Genomic DNA, 18,736 nt, shown 5'->3' with positions numbered 1-18,736 from the left:
AACCTCCACCCAGTGCGGCTATGGGCTCGAGGGCTCGGCTGCCGTGCACGCGCCCCGGCGCCTGCGAGTGCTCGTGCGCAGCTTCGCGTCCATCGAATCCGCGGAAGGCTTCGGCCTGCCGGAAGAACTCGACGACACCTACGACCAGCTCATCCAGATGCATCTCGCCAACCTGAGGAACAAATCATGAGGATCCCGCTGTCTGCCGCAGGCGTACTGTTCCTGCTCTACCCCGCCCTCCGCCCCTGGGAGGACGAGTCCACCACCTCGGGTGCCGCCGCCGCGATGGGCTCCACCGCGTGGATCGTCGCGCACCTGTGCGCGATGATCGGGTTCATCCTGGTCGCGATCGCACTGCTGCCGATCAACCGCGTGGCGGCGATCGTGTTCTGGATCGGCGCCGGCCTGACGCTGCCGTACTACGGCGCCGAGAGCTTCGGCCTGCATGCGATGTCCAACCAGTCGAACGTCCTCGACCTGGCCGAGGATGTGCGCTACAACCCGTTCGCGATGACGATGTTCGGGCTCGGGCTGCTGGCCATGGCGGCGGGCGCGATCCTCGTCGCGGCCCGGATGCGCACGGTGCCGGCGATCCTGTTCGCGGTCGGGTTCGGGCTGTTCCTGCCGCAGTTCTTCGGTCCGCCCGCACTGCGGATCGCGCACGGTGCATTGCTCGCGACCGCCTGCGTGTGGCTGGCCTGGGACGCGAAGCGGGTCCAGCCCGCGCCGGTCCCGGCCTGACTCAGCGGCATCGAACCCAAGCATCCGAGGTGCGAGAAGTCCACCTAATGACGACACCCCCGTCGCTGCGCCAGGAGGTGCTTCGAAGCCATTGGGCGCCCCTGGAGGTCTGGTGGACGTGGTGGGCGTGGCCGAGCGGCAGGGTGCAGTGCCCGGCGTAGGAGCCTTCGGCGATGGTCGGGTGCGGCTCTCCGCACGCCCGCGGTGGCTGCAGGCCGTCGGCGTCACGCCGCCAAGCCGAGGTCGAGGCGGCGGTCCATGTCGATGTCGATCCGTCCGTGGAGGTTGGCGTTCGACCAGAACAGAGGCGACGGGCCCCGTTTGTCGGCGTCGGTCATCTTCTCCTGCCAGGCCGGATCCTTCAGCACGGACTGAACCAGCAGAGTGTTGATGAACACCAGCGCGGACTGCAACAGGTGCAGACTCAGCATGGAGACCTCCTGGTGCTCCTTGTTGCTGCCGGGCAGGGTGCCGGCGCTGCCGTAGAACAGATCGGTGTTGGCCGAATTCCAGTTCTCCACCACCTGCAGCCCCTCGTGGATCTCCCGGCGCAGCTCTAGGGAGGCGACGTACTCGGCGACGAAGATGCTCTTGACCGCCTTGCCGAGTTCCTCGATGGCCCGGTAGGTGGGGTGCTTCGGCCCGCCGCGGGTGAAGCGGCGCAGCACCTGCTCGGCCTCGGCCGTTCCGAGCCGCAGGGCGGTGGCGTACTTGACCATCTGGTCGTACTGCTGGGCGATGATCTTCCAGTCGATCGGCTTGTCGGCCACCATGCCCTCCAAGCAAGCCGGGACCTGGTCGCCGGCGTCGACCTTCACCAGCTTCTGCTGGGCGATCCTCTTCATCCGCGGCAGCAGCTTGAACCCCAGCAGGTAGGAGAACGCGAACCCCACCACGGACTGGCCATGACTATCGGTGTACTGGCGGTCAATGGTGGCGTCGGTGCAGTGCCGCAGCACGCCCTCCATCATCGCGGCGACCTCGGAGGCGTTGCAGGTCCGCAGCTGGGAGTAGACGCACACCGACTTGCGGTCCACGTGCCAGTAGATCATGACGCCGGGCCCGCCGTAGCGGGCGTGGTACTCGGTCATCAGGTTCGACGACCAGGACCCGAACTTCTTGGAGTCCGACGCGCATGCGGTGCCGTTGCCCCACCACAGCGGGTCGCGCATCTTCAGGGTGGCGTTGACCAGGGTGGCGATCGCCTTGCGCAGGTTGTCGCGGTTGACGAACAGGTGGCGGGTCGCGCGCAGGGCCGCTTCGGTCTCGCCGTGGCGGCCGCCGTCGGCGACCCGTTTGATCCCCACGTTCGTACCGAGCGCGTACAGGACCAGCAGCAGCCGTTTGCGGATCACTTCGCGTGGGGTCGCCTCCCTGGTGGCGACCGTGGTGAAGGCGTCGGTGAAGTCAGTGACGAAGTCCGACTCCTTCAAGAAGTCCAGCAGGTCGATGATCCCCCAGCGGGCTGCGACCTCGGTGTGCAGCGCCCGCAGATTCTCCGGCACCGTCAGCTTGCCCAGGTCGGGGATGTGCCAGCGCGGCTCGCCGCGGTGCGTCTTCACCTTCGTCCCGCCGGACTTGTTCCTGGCCAGCGCTTCCCCGCACGCCGCCATCGCCGCGCGCATCGCCTCCTTCAACGTCTCGATGAACACCGTGGCGTCCAGCGGCGGGCGCCGGCGACGTAGATCTCGCGGCGGCGCAGTGCGTTCTTCAGCGACACGATCACGCACAGCTCGTAGGAGGCCCGCTCGATGACCCCGTTCTCATCGACCACCGCTTCCAGCCAGCCGTCCGGCACCACGCCCTCGATCGGGACGGTCTGCGAGGCGTCGTAGTGGCGGGTCGTGTTCGGGATATCGGCGTAGCGCTGCAGCAGGTCCAGCGCGTCCATCACCGGCCGGTAGGCGGTGTTGTTGCACTTGAACTCAAGCGCGGCCAGCAACTTGGGCAGCATCCGCCGGTAGTAGGAGGAATATGAGCTGGTCAGCACGGTGCGCACCTGGGGCCTTGAACGTCTTGGCGTCCGCTTTCGCCTCGGCCACCAGCGCCTGCAGCGTCGCCTCCCCGCCCGGCACCGCGGGAAACACCACCTGCCGGACGGTGCCCTCCGGCCGCCGCAGCGACGCCTCGGCGATCGAGAACAGCTTCTCGGTCTTGCGGTGCACCTTCTTGGCCTCTGCTGCGATCGCCCGCTCAACCTTCCGCTCCGCCCGAGTGTTGATCTTCGATACCAGGCCGATGAGCAGATCGACCAGCGCATCCGTGATCTCCGTCGTCCGCGACCAGGCCAGCGCCCGCCAGGAGGCCACCAACCGGTCCGAATAGCCGCCGAACAGATCCGCCGGCAACCCGAGCGTCTTGGCCCGCCGCAGCTTGACGATCTCCTCCAGCAGCGTCTCCAGGCCCAGCCGTCCAGGGTCGGACTTCAGCTCCTGCAGGAACCCGTCCTCGCCCGTGGCCAGCTCCCACAGCGCCCGCGCCGAGTCCGCCGACAGCCCGTTCAGCACATGCAGGCAGAACTTCCGCTCGAACCGGGCCCGGCCCGCACCCACGATCCGGTCCATCCGGCCCGGCGGCTCGATCTTTAACTTCCGGCAACGCGGCAGCAGCGCCGCCCGCAGCCCTTCGTCGGTGAACACCATCGGACAGATTTTTTTCGCCAGCCACCCGGCCAGCACGTCCTCATCCGCCCGGGTTCGACTCCCGAAACCCCAGCGCCTCCCGCACCTGCGCCCGGTGGTACTCGATCGTCGACCCCGACCACCGATACTCCGAAAACAGCGCAGCCTCGACCTTCACCTGCCCGGCCATGTAGTCCACCGGCTCCCGCGGCACCTCACCCGCATGTCGCGGGAAGCGGCCCTCCTGCTCGAAGAACTTCAGCAACAGACCAAAGCCCAGACGGGTCGCCCCCGTCTTGTTCCCCACCAGCTCCCAATCGCTGTCCAGCAGCGTCCACGCCGCGATCAGCTCCTCAGGTTCCCACTCCCGACGCATCCCGCAGCTCCCTTCGCCCGACCGACCCCCGAGAACAGGGCACACGATCGAACGGGGAACACCCCCTACGCCCCGGTACGCGCGATTCGTGACGACTACGAACCGCAATCGTGATCTAGCTCATCGCTACTTTGGGGCTGGGGACGCCTTCGGGAGCAGGACGCGAAGCGGCGAGGGCGGGCGCGGAGGTGCTGGTCCTGGACGCCGCCGGCGGCTGGGGCGGGGCGTCCGCCATGGCGGGCGGCTCCCTCTACCTGGGCAGCGGCACACCCCTGCAGAAGTCCGCTTCCGCCCCAACATCAGCTCCTGCGAACGCTCACCACCTACCGGCGGACGGCCGGGGCCGGGGTCGCGTACGCCCCTGCGAACTCGCCGTCGGAGATCCGGTGAGCGTCACTTCCTGGGACCGTGTCCGGAATGGCGCCGCTCGTTCGTCATCATGGTGACGCAGCACCGAGGCGGGGATACCGCCGAACCGAAGGAGACCAGGTGAAGTACCTGATGTTCGTCTGCACCGACCCTGAGCCCGACACCGACCCGACGAACGAGCCGGACATCCACGTCTGGGTGGCCGACAACGACGCACGCGGCCGGCGGCTGCAGGGCTCTGAGCTGGCTCCGGCCTCGGCGGCCACCACTGTGCGGGTGCGCAGAGGCGAGCTGCTGCTCAGCGACGGCCCTTTCGCCGAGACCCAGGAGGTGATCGTGGGCTTCGACCTGCTCGAATGCGCGGACCTGGACGAGGCCGTCGAGGTCGCCCGCGCCCATCCCATGGCCAGGGCCGGCCGGCTGGAACTCCGCCCGCTCGCCGGCCTCCGGCCGTGACCGCTCTGCCTGACCACGACCGGTCGGCCGCGGCCCGTGAAGCGGCCGCGGCTGCGGCGGCGGCCGGTGAGGCGTACGTGCGGATCGTGGCCGCGTTGATCCGTGTCACCGGTGACTGGACGCTGGCCGAGGACTGCGCTCAGGAGGCATTGACGCTGGCCTTGCAGCGCTGGCCCGCCGAGGGCGTACCGGCCAATCCAGGGGGCTGGCTCATGACGGTGGCTCGCAACCGCGCGGTCGACACGCTGCGGCGCGCGTCGGTGGAGCGCCGTAAGCTGCGGGAACTGGCCGTGCTGGCGTTCACCGCCGACAGGGCCGGTGCCGTTGCGGCAGAGGAGGTGACGGACGCGATGCTCGACGGGACGGCGGACCCGGTCGCGGACGACCGGCTGCGGCTCATCTTCACCTGCTGCCATCCCGCGCTGGCGCTGGAGGCGCGGGTGGCGCTGACCCTGCGGACGATCTGCGCCGTGCCGACCACCGACATCGCCCGCGCCTTCCTGGTCAGCGAGTCGACCATGACCCGCCGCCTGACCCGGGCCAAGCAGCGGATCGCCGACGCGGGCATCCCGTACCGGGTGCCCAACGGCCCAGCCCTGACCGAGCGGCTGCCCGGCGTGCTGGCCGTGCTCTACCTGTTGTTCACGCGCGGCTACACCGCCGGCGGCGAGCCCGCTTTCGCCGAGGAGGCGATCCGCCTGGCGCGGCTGCTCACGCGGCTCATGCCGGGCCAGGCGGAGGTGGATGCGTTGCTGGCGCTGTTCCTGCTGCAGCACTCGCGCCGCGAGGCCCGCCGCGGCCCCGACGGCGGGCTGCTCTCCTTGGAGCGACAGGATCGCTCCCGCTGGGACCACGCCGCGATCGCCGAAGCCCTCGCCCTGCTGCCCGCGTCCGGTCAGGACGGCCCTTACGCGTTGCAGGCGCGCATCGCCGCCTGCCACGCCACCGCCCTACCAGGCCATGGACACGCAGCCGCCTCCCGCACGGATTGGCGGACGATCGCCCGGCTTTACGACCGGCTCGCGCGGCTCCAGCCCACCCCCGTGATCGAGCTGAACCGGGCGATAGCGCACGGCTACGCCCACGGTCCCGCGGAAGGGCTGGCACTGCTGGCCCGGGCACGGGCGGGCGGCGCGCTGGACGGCTACCCCCTGGCCGTCGCCGCCGAGGCGGACCTGACGGCCCGGCACGGTGACCATGCCCGCGCAGCCGCCTTGTTCCGGCAGGCCGCGACCCTCACCCACAGCGAACCCGAACGCCGGGCGCTGCTCACCCGCGCCCACGAGCTCGCGCCATGACCGCCACCACGGAGCTCGACGCACTGGTTGCCTGTCTGGACGCCCAGCGGCGGCACGTCCTGGGCATTCTGGAGGGACTGGGCGAGGAGGCGCTGCGGCGGCCGGTGCTGCCGTCCGGGTGGGCATGCCTAGGCCTGGTGCGGCATCTGTCCCTGGACGTCGAGCGGTTCTGGTTCCGCGCCGTCGTGGCCGGCGGCCCTGACGTGATCGACGACGGTGATGATGCTTGGCGGGTCGATCCGCAGGTGCCAGCCGAGGCGGTGCTGCGCGACTACCGGCGGGAGATCGAGGCAGCGAACGCCGTCATCGGCACCGCCGTCTCCCTGGACGCGCCGCCGGCCTGGTGGCCGCCCGGGCGGTTCGGCGACTGGCGCCTGCGCAGCCTGCGGGAGGTCATCCTGCACGTCATCGCCGAGACGGCCTGCCACGCCGGTCATCTCGACGCGACCCGGGAGCTCATCGACGGCAGCACCTGGTTCGTCCAGGACCGCTGACTCCGGCTGCCGGCTCCGGAGCGGCATCGGGCGTCAGCCACTCCGGTACCACGAGCACGACGAGGGTCCCGGATCGTGGGCTCAAGTCCCTCGGATCTCCCCGTTGATCATGCTTGGTTGCTCCATCGTCGCTCTTGTGCAGGGACCGTGCGTGCCGCCAGATCATTGAGATCGCCATGTCAGCTCAGACCCCGGCGACGGCCAACAGCGCCGCAGCGGTCAGGGGCAGTCCGCCACTCCCACCAGTCGGAGCAGCGGGAGCCAGACCTCGTCGACGATCTCGACGATCGACTCCTCGGGGACCGCGCGCATCGTCATCAGGACGTCGTGGCGGAACAGGTCGAACGGCAGGTTCACCACGCGCGGCGAACGCGGCACGGCGGGCAGTTCGCCACGCTCGACCGCCCGCGCCACGATCATCTCGAAGCCGGTCGCCTCGCCCGGCGTGCCGAGCGCGGCGCGCAGTTCGCTGAAGTTGGTGCCGGACTCGCGGAAGTAGTCGGCGAGCTGCACGCTGAGCAATGTGATCATGCGCCGGGCGGCGTCGGCGTTGCGCAGCAGGCCGATCGCGTCCTCGCGGAGGCTGCCGGTGTCGGGCACCTCGATCGGCTGTGACCACCAGAACCTGGTCAGGGTCGCGTGCAGCAGGTCCTCGCGCCGCGCCCATCGCCGGTAGAGCACCGGACGGCTGGTGCCGGCGCGGGCGGCGACGGCCTCGTAGGTGAAGCCGTGGTAGCCGTGCTCGACCAGCACGTGCCAGGCGGCGTCGAGGATCGCGTCCTCCAGTTCGGGCCCGCGACGCCGAGTCCTGCCCGCTTTGAGATTCACTTGTGTACCTTATCGCGACGCCCTACGGTGTCCTCGTTGGATACAACCGCGTACCTAAAGGGCATGATGTACGACGTCATCATCGTCGGCGGCGGACCCGCCGGCCTCTTCCTCGCCTGCGAGCTCCGCCTCGCCGGAGTGCACCCCCTGGTCCTGGAACGGCTCCCCGAACCCGACCGGTCGGACAAGGCGCACGGCCTGGCCGGCCAGATCGTCCAGCTTCTCGACCACCGCGGCCTCTACGAACGCCTGGGCGGCCAGGGCGTCCCCCGGCCCGCGCCCGGCTTCTTCTTCGGCGGCCTGCCCCTTCCCCTGCACGCGCTCGGCGGGCGCAACCCCATGCACCTCCTGCCCTGCGACCAGCGCCGTCTCGAACACGTCCTGCACGAACGCGCCACCGAACTCGGCGCCGCCGTCCGCCGCGGCTGGGACGTCGTCTCCTTCACCCAGACTGCCGACCACGTCCAAGTGGCGGCGCGCACCCCGGACGGGAGCACGACCACCCTCGCCGCCCGCTACCTCGTCGGCTGCGACGGCGCCCACAGCGGGGTCCGCAAGCAGGCCGGCATCGCCTTCCCCGGGCACAACAACCCCAACGCCGTGGACCGGACGGCCCTGATCGCCCCCGACGAGCGCCTCCAGCTCCGCCCCGGCGGCCGCCTCACCGTGGACGGCCTCGGCGACATCCCCGCCCACTTCCACCGCACCGCCCACGGCGTCTTCACCTTCCTCGCCCACGATCCGCTGCGGCCCCTCGTCAGCACCACCGAATGGGAGGACCACCCCGACACCGAGACGCCGATGACGCTCGACGAGATGGAGAAAAGCGTCGAACGCGTCCTCGGCGTACGCCTCCCTCTCGCCCCGCCCGCCGCCGGCGCGCCCACCCTGCTGCGCCGCCAGTGCGGGCGCAACACCCGCCTGGCCGCCCGCTACCGCGACCGCCGCGTCCTCATCGCCGGCGACGCGGCGCACGTCAGCCACGGCCCCACGCTCAACCTCGGGCTGCAGGACGCGGCCAACCTGGCGTGGAAGCTCGCCGCCACCCTCCACGGCCACGCCCCGGCCCACCTCCTGGACACCTACGAGAGCGAACGCCGGACGGCCGCCCGCCGCGTCGCCCTGCACACCCAGGCCGCCACCGCTCTGCTGTCCCCCGGCGACGACGTCACCGCGCTGCGCCACCTGTTCACCGAGCTCCTCGGCCACGCCGGGAACGTCCAGGCGATCGCCGACCTGGTCGCGGGGACCGACGTCCGTCACGACATGGGCGAGGACGATCCCGTCTCGCCGACCGGCTGGTTCGTGCCGCCCCTCGACCTGGTCACCGGCGACGGGCGTGCGCGACGCCTCGCCGAACTCCTCCGTGACGCCCGCCCCTTGCTCCTCGACCTCACCGGCGAGGACGCCCTTGCCGCCGTCGCCTCGCCGTGGGCCGGCCACGTCCGCCACGTCCGCGCGACCAGCGGCGACTCTCCGGTCCCGGCCATGCTCGTCCGCCCCGACGGCTACGTGGCCTGGTCGGGCCTGGACGCCGCCGGTCTGGAGGCCGCGCTGGTGCGCTGGTTCGGCGCCTCGACGACGTCCGGGTGATCGCGACCACCGGCCTCGACGCGGAGACGGTGACCGCCTGGGTGAACGCCGTGTGGATGCCCGGCTCGGTCCAGGCCCGTTGTCGCCGGGGTTCTGGCGGGCCTGGCCGCCGATGCCGATGACCGGGCCCGCGTCGTGCGGGCATCCGGGCTCCGGCGGGTCGATCGGCTTCGCCTACGTCACGAACCTCTGGAACTACCGGCCGGACGACCCGCGCGCGGCGAACCTGGCGAGGGCCGTCCGCTCCTGCCTCGGCCGACGCCGGTCCGGCCCACCGGCCCACCGGCTCCCCGGCTCAGCCGACGTGGACGTGCGGCCGGCGTTCCAGGTCGGGTTCGGCCTGGCGCAGCACCTCGCGGGTCAGCGGCGGTACGTCGCCGCCGCCGAAGACCAGGTAACGCAGCATCGACCCGACGGGGTTGCCCTCCGTCCAGTGGAAGTAGATGTGCGGCACCGAGCCGGTGCGGTCGCGCAGGTGCAGCAGGAGCGCGGCCAGGGTGTTCGGCACGGCGGAGCTCTCGATGGTGAGGATCTGGCGGCCGTACCGCTCCTCGCCCTTGACGTGCAGCTCGGTCTCGAACTCGGAGGCGTCCGGCACCGTCACCTCCACGAACAGCGCCGGCTCGGAGCTGCGCAGCCGGTGGTTGAGCCAGGTCTCGCGCAGCTTGCCGGTGTACTCGTTCTGATCCCGGCTGTGCGGCTCGTTGGCGATCACGTGCACCTCGCCGCACAGGTCGTTGACGAACCGCTCGGCCAGCGGATCGAGATGCACCTCGGTGACGCGCAGCTCGGTGGAGCGGGTGGCTCGCGAGATCAGCGAGGTGACGACGATGGCCGCGATGAAGAACGCGGCGATCTTCACGCCGTCCGGCCGCTCGATCACGTTGTCGACCAGCGTGTACGCCAGCACCGCCGAGATCGCGGCGAACCCGCCGGTCGCCACCCGCTGCCGCTTCTTGTGCGCCGACAGCGTCACCGCGACGGCCGCCGACAGCATCAGCACGAGCACGCCGGTGGCGTACGCGCCGCCCTGAGCCGTCACATCGGCGTCGAAGATGATCGTGATGGCGAACGCGATCGCCGAGAACACCAGCACCAGCGGCCGCACCGCACCCGTCCACTCCGGCGCCATGCCGTAGCGGGGCAGGTAGCGCGGCACCAGGTTGATCAGCCCGGCCATCGCCGACGCCCCGGCGAACCACAGGATCGCGATCGTGGACACGTCGTACGCGGTGCCGAACCACTCCCCCAGGTAGCCGTGCGCCAGGTAGGCGAGTGCCCGCCCGCTCGCCCTGCCGCCCTCCTCGAACTCCTCGTGCGGGATGAGCACGGTGGTCACGAAGCTGGAGAAGACCAGGAAGACGCTCATGATCAGCGCGGCGACGGTGAGCAGCCGCCGGGTGCCCTTGACGCGTTCCTGGATGTCGCCCTTGACCACCGGCATCACCGCCACGCCGGTCTCGAACCCGGACATGCCCAGCGCCAGCTTCGGCATCACCAGCAGCGACAGCCCGATCATGGCCGGCGGGCCGGCGAGGTCCACGCTCAGCGCCCGCTGCCAGTCCACCACGACCTGCGGTGCTTCGAGCACATGCACGATCGCGGTGGCCACCACGACCGCGTTCAGGCCCAGGTAGGCGAACACCAGCAGCACCGCGATGCCGATCGCCTCGGTGAAGCCCAGCAGGAACACCCCGCCGAGCGCCGCCAGCAGCACCAGTGTCACCGGCACCCGCTGCCCGTGCAGGAAGCCCGGCACGAACGGGTTCTCCAGGACGTGCGCGGTCGCGTCCGCCGCCGACAGCGTCATCGTGATCACGAAGTCGGTGGCCGCGAACCCGAGCAGGGCCAGCACGAAGAACTTGCCCCACCACTGCGGAGCCAGCTTCTCCAGCATGGCGATCGAGCCCTGACCGTACGGGCTCTCGGCGGCCACCCTGCGGTAGACCGGCAGCGCGCCGAACAGGGTCAGCGCCACCAGGAACAGCGTGGCCAGCGGCGACAGCAGCCCGGCCGCGAGCGCGGCGATGCCGGGCTGGTAGCCGAGGGTGGAGAAGTAGTCCACGCCGGTCAGGCACATCACCCGCCACCACGGGTGCTTGACGTGGGGGCCGTGCTCGATCTGCCTGCGGTCGGTCTGCAGCCCCTGCAACAGCCAGGAACGCAGCGTTCCTTCCGTGGGAGCCGGCCGCTTCGCCAGCACCATGACGGTCACCCTTCACCCAGACCCCCGCCAAGACGCATCGCACACTACCCAGGGCAAAAGGGCCAGTGATGGGGTGAAGGCGTCAAGAAAACGTATAAATCGGAGACCGGTCAGCACCGTCACAGCCGGTGCCCGCCTCGCCACCGGTTCCGTCTCCCGGCCGATGACGGAGACGACGGAGTATCGGTCTTCGCAGCGGGTACGGGTGGGCGGCGCCTGGCCGCCAGAGGGGCTCAGCGCGTAGTGGAGGAACGTGCTCTGCTGGACGAAGCCCTGGCTGCCGGGCTTGCGGGTGCAGAGGTGGGCCGCTCCCGCCCGTCTCGTAGGAGCTCAGCCTCAGAGGGTCGTCGTCGCGCTCATGGACGGTGACCGAGCTGCCGGGCAGCAGCATGAACGTCCTGGTCGGCCGGGGCAGCGTGGACACCGTGGGCGTGGCGACCGGGCCGCTCGGCCGGGCGTCCCGGTGGCCTGTGGCGTCGCGTGGCGCCGGCGTGATCCCGGTGCCCGCCATGAGTGCGGCCGCGAGGCCCGCCCCCATCAGGACCTGCAGCAGCGCCTCCCGCGCGGTGGGCCGCAGGCGGGCGTCCTCGGACAGGCACTGCCCGGGCAGTCGCTGCGTACTCGATCACATCCCACCTGCCGGGACCGGGGTCGAGACCCGCTGCCCTAGACTCGTCGCCACCATGGAAGTACCGCGCGACCTGCCCTCCCACCTCCTCACCGCGTTCCGGGTCGTCGGCCTGCCCTGGCCGGACGTGCGGATCGCGCACTTCGACGGCGTGCTGGCCGAGCTCGGCGAGCACCCGGAAGCGCAACGGCTGCGTGAGCACGTCGGCAGGCTGCGGACGATCCAGGACGCGTTCTTCGAGCACCTGGCCGAGCTGGCCGACGATCACGACGACGACACCATGCTCCTGACCCGGCACAGGGACGAGCCCTGCGTGACCGGGACACGGGAGGCCTGGGCCGAGGCCGCGGCGATGATGCTGGAGTTCCACACGGCCATCACCACGTTCGTCCGGGCGCTCCTGGGCGGCCCGCCCGCGGTCCCCGACTACCTGGCCGCCTCGCCCGCCTGGGTGGAGGCGCGCCCCGGGCGCGGCATCCGCGACGAGCCCACGGCCGGTCGCGCCCCTGCCGCGGACGCCCTGCTGCGCTGGCGGGAGGATCCCTACGGGCCGCGGATCTGCGTCGTCACCGGCTCGCCCGCCGCCGGCAAGACGCGGCTGCTGTCCTGGTTCAGCTACTCCGGCGTCTGGGACTGGTCCGGCTACCCGGGTCCCGCCGAAGCGGCGATCTGCCTGCGCGGGAGGGACGTGGACGACGCCGTGCGGGATCTGGCCGGGCAGCTCAAGCTCGGCGACGCCGGCCTGGCCGCGCTCGAAGAGCCCGCGATCGACCGGCCCGCGATCGACCGGCCCGTGCTCGTCACCGTGGCCGATGTCCACAGGAGCAACGACCCCGAGCGGGCGTTCGCCGAGCTCGTCCTTCCCCTGGCCGTCCATCCGCACGTCCGCCTGCTCGTGGAGCTGAGCCGCCCGGACGCCGCGGAGGGCCTCGGCCCGCCGGCGTTCGTCCTCGACCTGGACGACCCGCGGGCCACCGACCGCGCCGCCTTCACCGCCTGGTACGACGCCGAGCGGGTGGAGCGGTCGCCGTTCACCGCCGGCCAGGTGTATCCCTCGCCGGGGCTCGCCGCGTTCGCCGCCCGGGCCGTGGGCGCCGACCCGGGCCCTGACCTGCCGATGGACGTGCGGGTGGCGCGTGCCTGGCTGGACGGCCTGTCGCCGGACGGCCGTGCCGCCGCCGGCACGCTGGCCCTCGCCTTCGACCCGCTCGGCCCGTACACGTGGCGGTTGCTGCACTGCGGCCGGCACCGCGACGCCCCGGAGGCCGCCGCCCGCGGCGTGGCGGAGGCCGCGGACCGGCTGCCCTGGCCGAGCCGCGCCTGCCCGCGTACGCCATCAGCCTGCCCGCGCTGGCCGAGGCCGTCGCCCCGCCCGTGGCGGCGCACGGGGAGCTGGCCGCCGTCATGCGGGGCTGGCCGGTCTCGGCCGAGCTGTCCACGCCCGTGTACGTAGACGACCACCTGGCCCACCACGAGCGCCTGGCGGGCGGGCCCGGCGCCATCACCCCGCTTCCGCTGCTCCGCCCGCCGACCAGGGTCACGCGCGAGCTGCTGGAGAGCCTGTACGGCCAGGCAGGCGTCGTCCGGCCGGCCGGCGACGAGCTCCACCCCGCGATCACGCACGCGCCCACCCGCCGCTTCCTGGCCGAGGTCGGCCTGCCCGCGGACGGCCTCCACCAGCCCGTCCGGCCGGGCGGAGCTCGCCGCTTCGCCGAGCCGCTGACCGCGTCCTGGCCCGGCAGCGTGGACGAGCTGCGCGCCTGCGCGGGCCTGCCGGCCGACCTCGGCGCCCTGTTCCTGCTCGACGGGCTGGACACCTGGCACCTCTTCCTCGACGGCCGCACCGGCGTGGTGTACGAGGCGCACGAGGCGCTGGAGACCGCCCGCGTCGCGCACCACGACGTCGAGTCGTACGCCTACTTCGTGTACGTCGTCCACCGGGAGCGCAGGCTGTGGTGCGAGGGCCGCGGCGCGCACCGCGAGGCGGCCTACTGGTGCGCCGAGGACCTCACGCTGGAGCTGCACACGTACGAGCCGGCGGCCATGACGGGCGAGGACGCCCTCTGGCCGCCGACCTTGCAGGACTACACGCTCCTCACCTAGACAGACGGTGGGCGGCTGGCGGCCCGGCGCGATCGTCCGGGGCCTCGTCCGGCTGCCTGTCCTGTTGTGACCCCAGGGCTGACCTGCGGCCACTCAGCCTGAGGGGCTTTCGGCGCCGGGTCCGTGGCTTTGGTCCCGGTGGGACGATCCCGGCCCCGCCGTAGTGTGCAGCCATGGCAGGCATATTGGTGACAGGGGCGACGGGCCGGGTCGGCGGCCATCTGGTGAGACTGCTGCGCCGAGCCGGTGCTGAAGTACGGCCGGCGATGATGAGGCCCGAGGGACGGGACGCCGTGCGCTTCTCGTTCACCGATCCGAGCACCTACGGCGATGCCTTCCAGGGGGTCGAGAGGGTGTTCCTGATGCGTCCTCCGCAGCTCGGCAATGTCAGCCGCGACATGCTTCCCGCCCTGGAGGCGGCCCGCCGCATGGGCGTGCGGCACATGGTGCTGCTGTCGCTGCAGGGCGCGGAGAAGAACCCGTTCGTGCCGCACCGGGCGCTGGAGAGGTGGCTGGCCGGCTCCGGCATGGACTGGACGTTCGTGCGTTCCGGATTCTTCATGCAGAATCTGTCGACCACGCACGCCGCCGAGATTCGCGACGAAGGCGTCATCATGGTGCCCGCCGGGCGGGGTCGTACGTCCTTCGTCGACGTCCGGGACGTGGCCGAAGTGGCCGCTCTCGCCCTGCGCGAGGACGGTCACGCCGGCCAGGCGTACACCCCTACGGGGGCCGAGGCGCTCAGCTACGCCGACGCCGCCGGCGTGATCTCCGCAGTGCTGGGCCGGACCGTGCGGTACGCGGCTCCAGGGCCGGTCGCCTACTGGCGGCATGCCCGGCGGCACGGCATGGACGTGCCGATGGCCGCGGTGACGCTGGCGCTGTACTCGATGTGCCGGCTCGGGCTGGCTGCCGGCGTCACCGACGACGTACGGAGATTGCTGGGCCGGGCACCGATCGCCTTCGAGCAGTTCGTCAAGGACGAACGGGCGGCCTGGGAATGACGCCCCCGTCGTGGTGCGCACGTCCGCGGGGACGGCTCCGCAACGGCGTGTCGGAGCCCCAGCCGAACGACCGCCACGGGGCCGGGAGCCCGAACTCGCAGTGCAGGGTGATGAACACGTCGGCGCCCCATGCCGTAAATTTTTCCGTTTTCCCAGGTCAGGCGCGTTGATCACTGGGCATCGAGGAGGCAGACCACGTCTGATAGAGGGAAGCCGTGACACTCATCAACACACTGGGCCGGATGTCCGGCATGTTCATGCTGATCGCCGGATCTGTCCTGGCAACGGACCTGACCGCCCACGCGGCGCGTGCTCCGCAAGGATGCGACCAAGCCGGCCGGCGCGTGATCCGCGACGCGTTCGAGGCATGGCGGACCGGCAAGGGCTCCATCACCGACGTGTTCGCCCCCGGCGTCGTCTGGCGCATCGAGGGGCGCTCGGCGGTCTCCAAGCTCTACCGCGGCAAGCAGCAGTTCGTCGATGAGGTCTACGAGCCCTTCGGCGCCCGCTTCGACCGGTCGCCGACCCCCTTCCGGCCCACCCGCGTCCATCGCATCTTCTGCGACACGGACACGATGATCGTGTACTGGGCCGGACGCGGCGTCGCCAACGACGGCAAGCCCTACACCAACAGCTACGTGTGGATCATGCGGGTTCGCGCGGGCAAGGTCGTCGAGGGTGTGGCCTTCTACGACACCGTCGCCTTCGACGACCTGTGGCGCCGGGTCACGCCGAGCACGACCCCGGCCGACAAGCCCCGCCAGGAGTCGCGTGATGCCCGCCATCGGCACTGACCCGGTGCGCACGCTCTTCACCTTCCTGGACGCCGACCGTGACGGCGTCCTCGGCTGGGGCGACTACCACCACCTCGCCGAACGCCTCGTGCAGCACTACGGACTCAGCGACGGCGCCTATGAGACGATCGCGTTGCGCTCCGCCTACACCCTGTACTGGCGCGCCCTTCTCGCCGGCGGCGACGGCTCCGAGCAGGTGGACGAGAAGACGTTCTTCATCGCGCACTGCCTGACCGATCCCGGTCCGGTCTTCCGGGCGCTGAACGGCATCGTCCACGCCGCGCTCACCATCGCCGGCGCCGGCCCGGAGAACCGGGTCACCGACATGGAGTGCCACCAGCTCCTGACGACCTTGGGCGTCGCCGCTCCGGCGGCCGCGCAGGCGTTCGTCTGGCTGGACTCCGACAACGACGGGAAGGTGGGCTGCGCGGAGTTCGTCCGCGCGGCCGAGGGGTTCTTCCTGCTGCGGGATCACAGCGCTCCCGGCGCCGTGCTCTTCGGCCTGTACGAGCCGCCACCCCCGCCGCCCTGATACGCGCCGCTGATCTCGCGCAGGGACGGGGGTTCGTCACGGTAAAGTTCTGGCGGACTTCCTACGAGGCGGGCGGCGCATGTGAGCAGGGCCAATGAGCTGATCGGCGCGGCGGTGGAGGCGCTGGCCCGCGAGGATCAGGCGGCCTTCGACGCCGCCGCCGCCTTCCTGGCCGACCGGGACGACGCCGACCGCGTGCTGCTGGAGGCCGCGTCCCGGGCGATCTCGGCGTTGTGGCGCAACGGCTGGCAGCCGGCCGACGTGGTCAGGATCGCGGCCAGGCGGCTGAGCGACTGGCACGGGCGGGTGGCGTCCGACCTCGTCGCCTGGGAGCTGCGGGCCTACCCGCCGGCCACGGTGGACGAGCGCTGGCGCGACCAGCTCGCCGGCCTGGAGGCGGCGGTGTGGTGGAAGGGCGGCTACCTGGCGGCGCGGCAGGCGCGCGACGGCGCGGCGGCCGGCCGGCTGATGACCGTCTCCGGCGTGCTGGAACTGCTGGGGTTGCTGACCGGCCTGCCCCGGCTGGAGTCGCTGGGCCCGCCGCCCGGGGCCGCCCGCCGGACGGTCCAGGCGCGCTCGCACACCGTCAGCGAGAAGACGCTGGCGCGGGTGCGGGCGCTGCTCGCCAAGGCGGAGTCGACGACGTACGAGGCGGAGGCGCAGACGTTCACCTCGGCGGCGCAGCGCCTGATGGCGAAGTACAGCATCGACGCGGCGATGCTGGACGCGCGGCCCGGCGGAGGTGAGGCCCCGGCGGGCATCCGGGTCGGCGTCGACGCGCCGTACGAGCAGCCCAAGGCCGTGCTGCTCAACCTGGTCGCCGAGGCCAACAGGTGCCGGGTGATCTGGTCGCGGGAGCTGGGGTTCGCCACCGTGCTGGGGTTCGCGGCCGACCTGTCCTGGGTGGAGATGCTGTTCACCTCGCTGCTGGTGCAGGCGCAGACCGCGCTGGTGAACTCGGGCACCAAGAAGCACGGCGCCGGCCGGTCGAGGAGCAAGGCGTTCCGCCAGTCGTTCCTGTCGGCGTTCGCGGCCAGGATCGGGGAGCGGCTGGCCGAGGCCACGGCGGACGCGGTCGCGCAGGAGAGCGCCAGCCGGGGCACCGACCTGGTGCCGGTGCTGGCGGCCCGCGAGCAGGAGGTGGAGCAGGCGGTCGAGCGCATGTTCCCGAGCCTGGTCTCGCACGCGGTCCGCACGTCCTGGGACCGGGAGGGCTGGGCGGCGGGCCGTACCGCCGCCGACCGGGCCAGCCTCGGGACGCGCGACCGGTAGCGCGCGGGCATCACCGCATCATTTCTCGTCGAGCCGGGGGCATATCGCGAACGGCTCGTCGTCGAGGAGGTCCGGCCGCGGAGCGCCGCTGATCGTCTTCCAGTACTCCGGGTCGGGTCTGATCAGGCCCGCGCCGACGCAGGCGTCCCTGATCAGGCCGTTCCGGAACGCCGGGAGCAGCCACGAGTACCCGCCGTCCGTCCTGGTCCCCGCCGTGACCACCTGGCCGTTCGCGCTCATGGCCACGCGCCAGAATCCCGAGTCAGGGGCCCTGAGGGTGGCCAGCTCGGCCGGTACGGAAGCGTCGCGCAGGCCCCAGACGACGACCGGGTCGCGGCCGGAGGTGTCGCCCGGTTCGTCGTGGACGGTCGCCGCGACAGACCCGTCGCGAGAGATCGCCACCGATGTTCCGGGTTCCGGCGGTATGGGGAGAGCGCCCAGCCGGACGGGCCGTCGCGGGTCGGTGAGGTCGTAGACGGCTCCGCCGATGATCGCCCGCCGGCCGTCGGCGCTGAGCGCCCCGCTGGACCACGAGCGCGTTCCGGGATCCAGCTCCGCGCTGATGAGTTTCGTGGCCACGGAGGGGTGCGTCCGGTCGGCCAGGAGCCATGTCACCGCGGCGTCGTCGCTGACGGTGAGCAGCAGGCGGCCGTCGTCGCCGGCCGCCAGGCTGTGCACGCCGGAGGCGTGCTCGCGCGTGCGCGACAACAGTCTCGGCTGCTGCCCGGTGCCGGTGGGAAGCTGCCAGATCTCCACCGACCCGTTCCCGAAGCCGGCGAACAAGGTCTTCCCGTCGGCGCTCAAGGACAGGTCGAGCAGGTCCGCCTGGTAGCCGCCCACCCGGACGGCCGTCTTCGCCGGTTCGTCGGGGTCGCCGAGGTCCCACATCGTGATGTCGCCGCCGGCGCTGTCGCCGGCGACCGCGACCCGTCCGTCGGGGGAAAGGGCCACCGGCCCGGACTCGTCATCGAGCATGACGCCGCGGGTGCCCTGAAGGTTCTCCCGGTCGGTCGTGGCGTCCTGCTTCAGGTGCCAGATCCCGGTGCCCTCGACGGCGTCGGACACCAGGGCGACCTCGCCGTCCGCGTCCAGCGCGACATCGACGACGGTGGCGCTCCCCGGGAGCGATCCTCTGCGCTCCGCGACGAGGGTGTCCTCCAACGCCGACCTCGTGTAGGGGTCGGCGTGGAGCTGGACCGAGACGTAGCCCAGCAGCTTCGCGGCGTACCAGTCGGAGTTGCGCTTGCCGGCGCCGTCGAGGGCGATGGCGTAGGCGTCGGACCCGTCGGTCCGGCTCTGGTGGACGAGTATGCCGATCCCCAGGCACAGCCCGGCCAGAGCCGGCCAGATGAGAAGGCGTCCGGAGAGCAGGCCGGTGCGCGTTCGGGCATTGCTCGACGCATCCGACATGTCTCTCTCCT

The 18,736-nt window shown here is 71.6% G+C and carries 18 protein-coding genes; 11 read left to right on the top strand and 7 right to left on the bottom strand.

The genetic code is table 11. The features are described from left to right. The first annotated feature begins 186 nt into the window (after window positions 1-186). Window positions 187-741 (top strand): hypothetical protein, encoded by a 555-nt coding sequence (locus MF672_RS42560; protein ID WP_242376133.1) that lies wholly within the window; start codon window positions 187-189, stop codon window positions 739-741. A gap of 224 nt (window positions 742-965) precedes the next feature. On the opposite strand, the gene MF672_RS42555 is transcribed toward MF672_RS42560, so the two are convergent. From MF672_RS42555 to MF672_RS42540, 4 genes are read right to left on the bottom strand one after another with little or no spacing between them, the layout of a single operon-like run. Then, complete coding sequence (locus MF672_RS42555) at window positions 966-2,393, bottom strand: Tn3 family transposase (protein WP_242376134.1); 1,428 nt, start codon at window positions 2,391-2,393, stop codon at window positions 966-968. Further along, the gene (locus MF672_RS42550) at window positions 2,375-2,695 is read right to left on the bottom strand and encodes a hypothetical protein (protein WP_242376135.1); all 321 of its coding nucleotides are present in this window, start codon (window positions 2,693-2,695) and stop codon (window positions 2,375-2,377) included. The genes MF672_RS42555 and MF672_RS42550 overlap by 19 nt, the downstream gene beginning before the upstream one ends. After that, window positions 2,667-3,419, bottom strand: coding sequence for a hypothetical protein (locus tag MF672_RS42545; protein WP_242376136.1), 753 nt, complete (start codon window positions 3,417-3,419; stop codon window positions 2,667-2,669). The genes MF672_RS42550 and MF672_RS42545 overlap by 29 nt, the downstream gene beginning before the upstream one ends. A 4-nt stretch (window positions 3,420-3,423) precedes the next feature. After that, window positions 3,424-3,738 carry a DUF4158 domain-containing protein gene (locus MF672_RS42540; protein ID WP_242376137.1) on the bottom strand — a complete coding sequence of 105 codons (315 nt, stop codon included), beginning with the start codon at window positions 3,736-3,738 and terminating at the stop codon, window positions 3,424-3,426. Window positions 3,739-4,227: 489 nt separating this feature from the next. Between MF672_RS42540 and MF672_RS42535 the strand changes: the two genes are divergently transcribed. Genes MF672_RS42535 through MF672_RS42525 form a run of 3 tightly spaced genes read left to right on the top strand, consistent with a single transcriptional unit; the run spans window position 4,228 to window position 6,355 of the window. Beyond that, the gene (locus MF672_RS42535) at window positions 4,228-4,563 is read left to right on the top strand and encodes a YciI family protein (protein ID WP_242376138.1); all 336 of its coding nucleotides are present in this window, start codon (window positions 4,228-4,230) and stop codon (window positions 4,561-4,563) included. Beyond that, window positions 4,560-5,861 carry an RNA polymerase sigma factor gene (locus MF672_RS42530; RefSeq protein ID WP_242376139.1) on the top strand — a complete coding sequence of 434 codons (1,302 nt, stop codon included), beginning with the start codon at window positions 4,560-4,562 and terminating at the stop codon, window positions 5,859-5,861. Before MF672_RS42535 ends, MF672_RS42530 begins: the two co-directional genes overlap by 4 nt. Further along, window positions 5,858-6,355: a DinB family protein gene (locus MF672_RS42525; RefSeq protein ID WP_242376140.1), complete on the top strand. Its 498-nt coding sequence runs from the start codon at window positions 5,858-5,860 to the stop codon at window positions 6,353-6,355. The genes MF672_RS42530 and MF672_RS42525 overlap by 4 nt, the downstream gene beginning before the upstream one ends. Window positions 6,356-6,574: 219 nt before the next feature. Here the strand turns inward: MF672_RS42525 and MF672_RS42520 are convergent, their stop codons facing one another. Continuing rightward, window positions 6,575-7,183: a TetR/AcrR family transcriptional regulator gene (locus MF672_RS42520; RefSeq protein WP_242376141.1), complete on the bottom strand. Its 609-nt coding sequence runs from the start codon at window positions 7,181-7,183 to the stop codon at window positions 6,575-6,577. 63 nt (window positions 7,184-7,246) lie between these two features. Here MF672_RS42520 and MF672_RS42515 point away from each other — a divergent pair, with 63 nt between their 5' ends. Beyond that, window positions 7,247-8,776, top strand: coding sequence for an FAD-dependent monooxygenase (locus MF672_RS42515; RefSeq protein WP_242376142.1), 1,530 nt, complete (start codon window positions 7,247-7,249; stop codon window positions 8,774-8,776). A gap of 295 nt (window positions 8,777-9,071) precedes the next feature. On the opposite strand, the gene MF672_RS42510 is transcribed toward MF672_RS42515, so the two are convergent. After that, window positions 9,072-10,982, bottom strand: coding sequence for an APC family permease (locus MF672_RS42510; RefSeq protein ID WP_242376143.1), 1,911 nt, complete (start codon window positions 10,980-10,982; stop codon window positions 9,072-9,074). A 683-nt stretch (window positions 10,983-11,665) separates the two neighbouring features. On the opposite strand from MF672_RS42510, the gene MF672_RS42505 reads away from it, so the two are divergent. The 6 genes from MF672_RS42505 to MF672_RS42480 all read left to right on the top strand — a co-directional run bounded on the left by MF672_RS42505 (window position 11,666) and on the right by MF672_RS42480 (window position 17,315). Further along, window positions 11,666-13,063, top strand: coding sequence for a hypothetical protein (locus MF672_RS42505; RefSeq protein WP_247815716.1), 1,398 nt, complete (start codon window positions 11,666-11,668; stop codon window positions 13,061-13,063). Continuing rightward, the gene (locus MF672_RS42500) at window positions 13,015-13,713 is read left to right on the top strand and encodes an SUKH-4 family immunity protein (protein WP_247815715.1); all 699 of its coding nucleotides are present in this window, start codon (window positions 13,015-13,017) and stop codon (window positions 13,711-13,713) included. Before MF672_RS42505 ends, MF672_RS42500 begins: the two co-directional genes overlap by 49 nt. A gap of 173 nt (window positions 13,714-13,886) precedes the next feature. Beyond that, complete coding sequence (locus MF672_RS42495; RefSeq protein ID WP_242376145.1) at window positions 13,887-14,717, top strand: SDR family oxidoreductase; 831 nt, start codon at window positions 13,887-13,889, stop codon at window positions 14,715-14,717. Window positions 14,718-14,959: 242 nt separating this feature from the next. Next, entirely contained in the window at window positions 14,960-15,511 is a 552-nt protein-coding gene (locus MF672_RS42490) for a nuclear transport factor 2 family protein (protein WP_247815714.1), read from the top strand. Next, a complete protein-coding gene (locus tag MF672_RS42485; RefSeq protein ID WP_242376147.1) occupies window positions 15,492-16,043 on the top strand; it encodes an EF-hand domain-containing protein in 552 nt (183 codons plus the stop codon). The genes MF672_RS42490 and MF672_RS42485 overlap by 20 nt, the downstream gene beginning before the upstream one ends. Before the next feature lie 81 nt (window positions 16,044-16,124). Continuing rightward, window positions 16,125-17,315 carry a DUF2786 domain-containing protein gene (locus tag MF672_RS42480; RefSeq protein ID WP_242376148.1) on the top strand — a complete coding sequence of 397 codons (1,191 nt, stop codon included), beginning with the start codon at window positions 16,125-16,127 and terminating at the stop codon, window positions 17,313-17,315. Between the two features lie 18 nt (window positions 17,316-17,333). On the opposite strand, the gene MF672_RS42475 is transcribed toward MF672_RS42480, so the two are convergent. Further along, the gene (locus MF672_RS42475) at window positions 17,334-18,725 is read right to left on the bottom strand and encodes a WD40 repeat domain-containing protein (protein WP_242376149.1); all 1,392 of its coding nucleotides are present in this window, start codon (window positions 18,723-18,725) and stop codon (window positions 17,334-17,336) included. Between the last annotated feature and the right edge of the window lie 11 nt (window positions 18,726-18,736).

It is taken from the genome of Actinomadura luzonensis (genome assembly GCF_022664455.2).
GTDB classification, from domain to species: domain Bacteria; phylum Actinomycetota; class Actinomycetes; order Streptosporangiales; family Streptosporangiaceae; genus Nonomuraea; species Nonomuraea luzonensis.
This window is presented reverse-complemented; position numbering and strand designations above follow the sequence as displayed.

What these genes read in the sequence shown, in the direction of transcription:
- MF672_RS42560 (WP_242376133.1), top strand. Translation starts at nt 187, where the DNA reads ATGAGGATCCCGCTGTCTGCCGCAGGCGTACTGTTCCTGCTCTACCCC.
- MF672_RS42550 (WP_242376135.1), bottom strand. Translation starts at nt 2,695, where the DNA reads ATGCTGCCCAAGTTGCTGGCCGCGCTTGAGTTCAAGTGCAACAACACC.
- MF672_RS42540 (WP_242376137.1), bottom strand. Translation starts at nt 3,738, where the DNA reads ATGCGTCGGGAGTGGGAACCTGAGGAGCTGATCGCGGCGTGGACGCTG.
- MF672_RS42525 (WP_242376140.1), top strand. Translation starts at nt 5,858, where the DNA reads ATGACCGCCACCACGGAGCTCGACGCACTGGTTGCCTGTCTGGACGCC.
- MF672_RS42515 (WP_242376142.1), top strand. Translation starts at nt 7,247, where the DNA reads ATGATGTACGACGTCATCATCGTCGGCGGCGGACCCGCCGGCCTCTTC.
- MF672_RS42510 (WP_242376143.1), bottom strand. Translation starts at nt 10,982, where the DNA reads ATGGTGCTGGCGAAGCGGCCGGCTCCCACGGAAGGAACGCTGCGTTCC.
- MF672_RS42505 (WP_247815716.1), top strand. Translation starts at nt 11,666, where the DNA reads ATGGAAGTACCGCGCGACCTGCCCTCCCACCTCCTCACCGCGTTCCGG.
- MF672_RS42500 (WP_247815715.1), top strand. Translation starts at nt 13,015, where the DNA reads ATGCGGGGCTGGCCGGTCTCGGCCGAGCTGTCCACGCCCGTGTACGTA.
- MF672_RS42495 (WP_242376145.1), top strand. Translation starts at nt 13,887, where the DNA reads ATGGCAGGCATATTGGTGACAGGGGCGACGGGCCGGGTCGGCGGCCAT.
- MF672_RS42490 (WP_247815714.1), top strand. Translation starts at nt 14,960, where the DNA reads ATGTCCGGCATGTTCATGCTGATCGCCGGATCTGTCCTGGCAACGGAC.
- MF672_RS42485 (WP_242376147.1), top strand. Translation starts at nt 15,492, where the DNA reads ATGCCCGCCATCGGCACTGACCCGGTGCGCACGCTCTTCACCTTCCTG.
- MF672_RS42475 (WP_242376149.1), bottom strand. Translation starts at nt 18,725, where the DNA reads ATGTCGGATGCGTCGAGCAATGCCCGAACGCGCACCGGCCTGCTCTCC.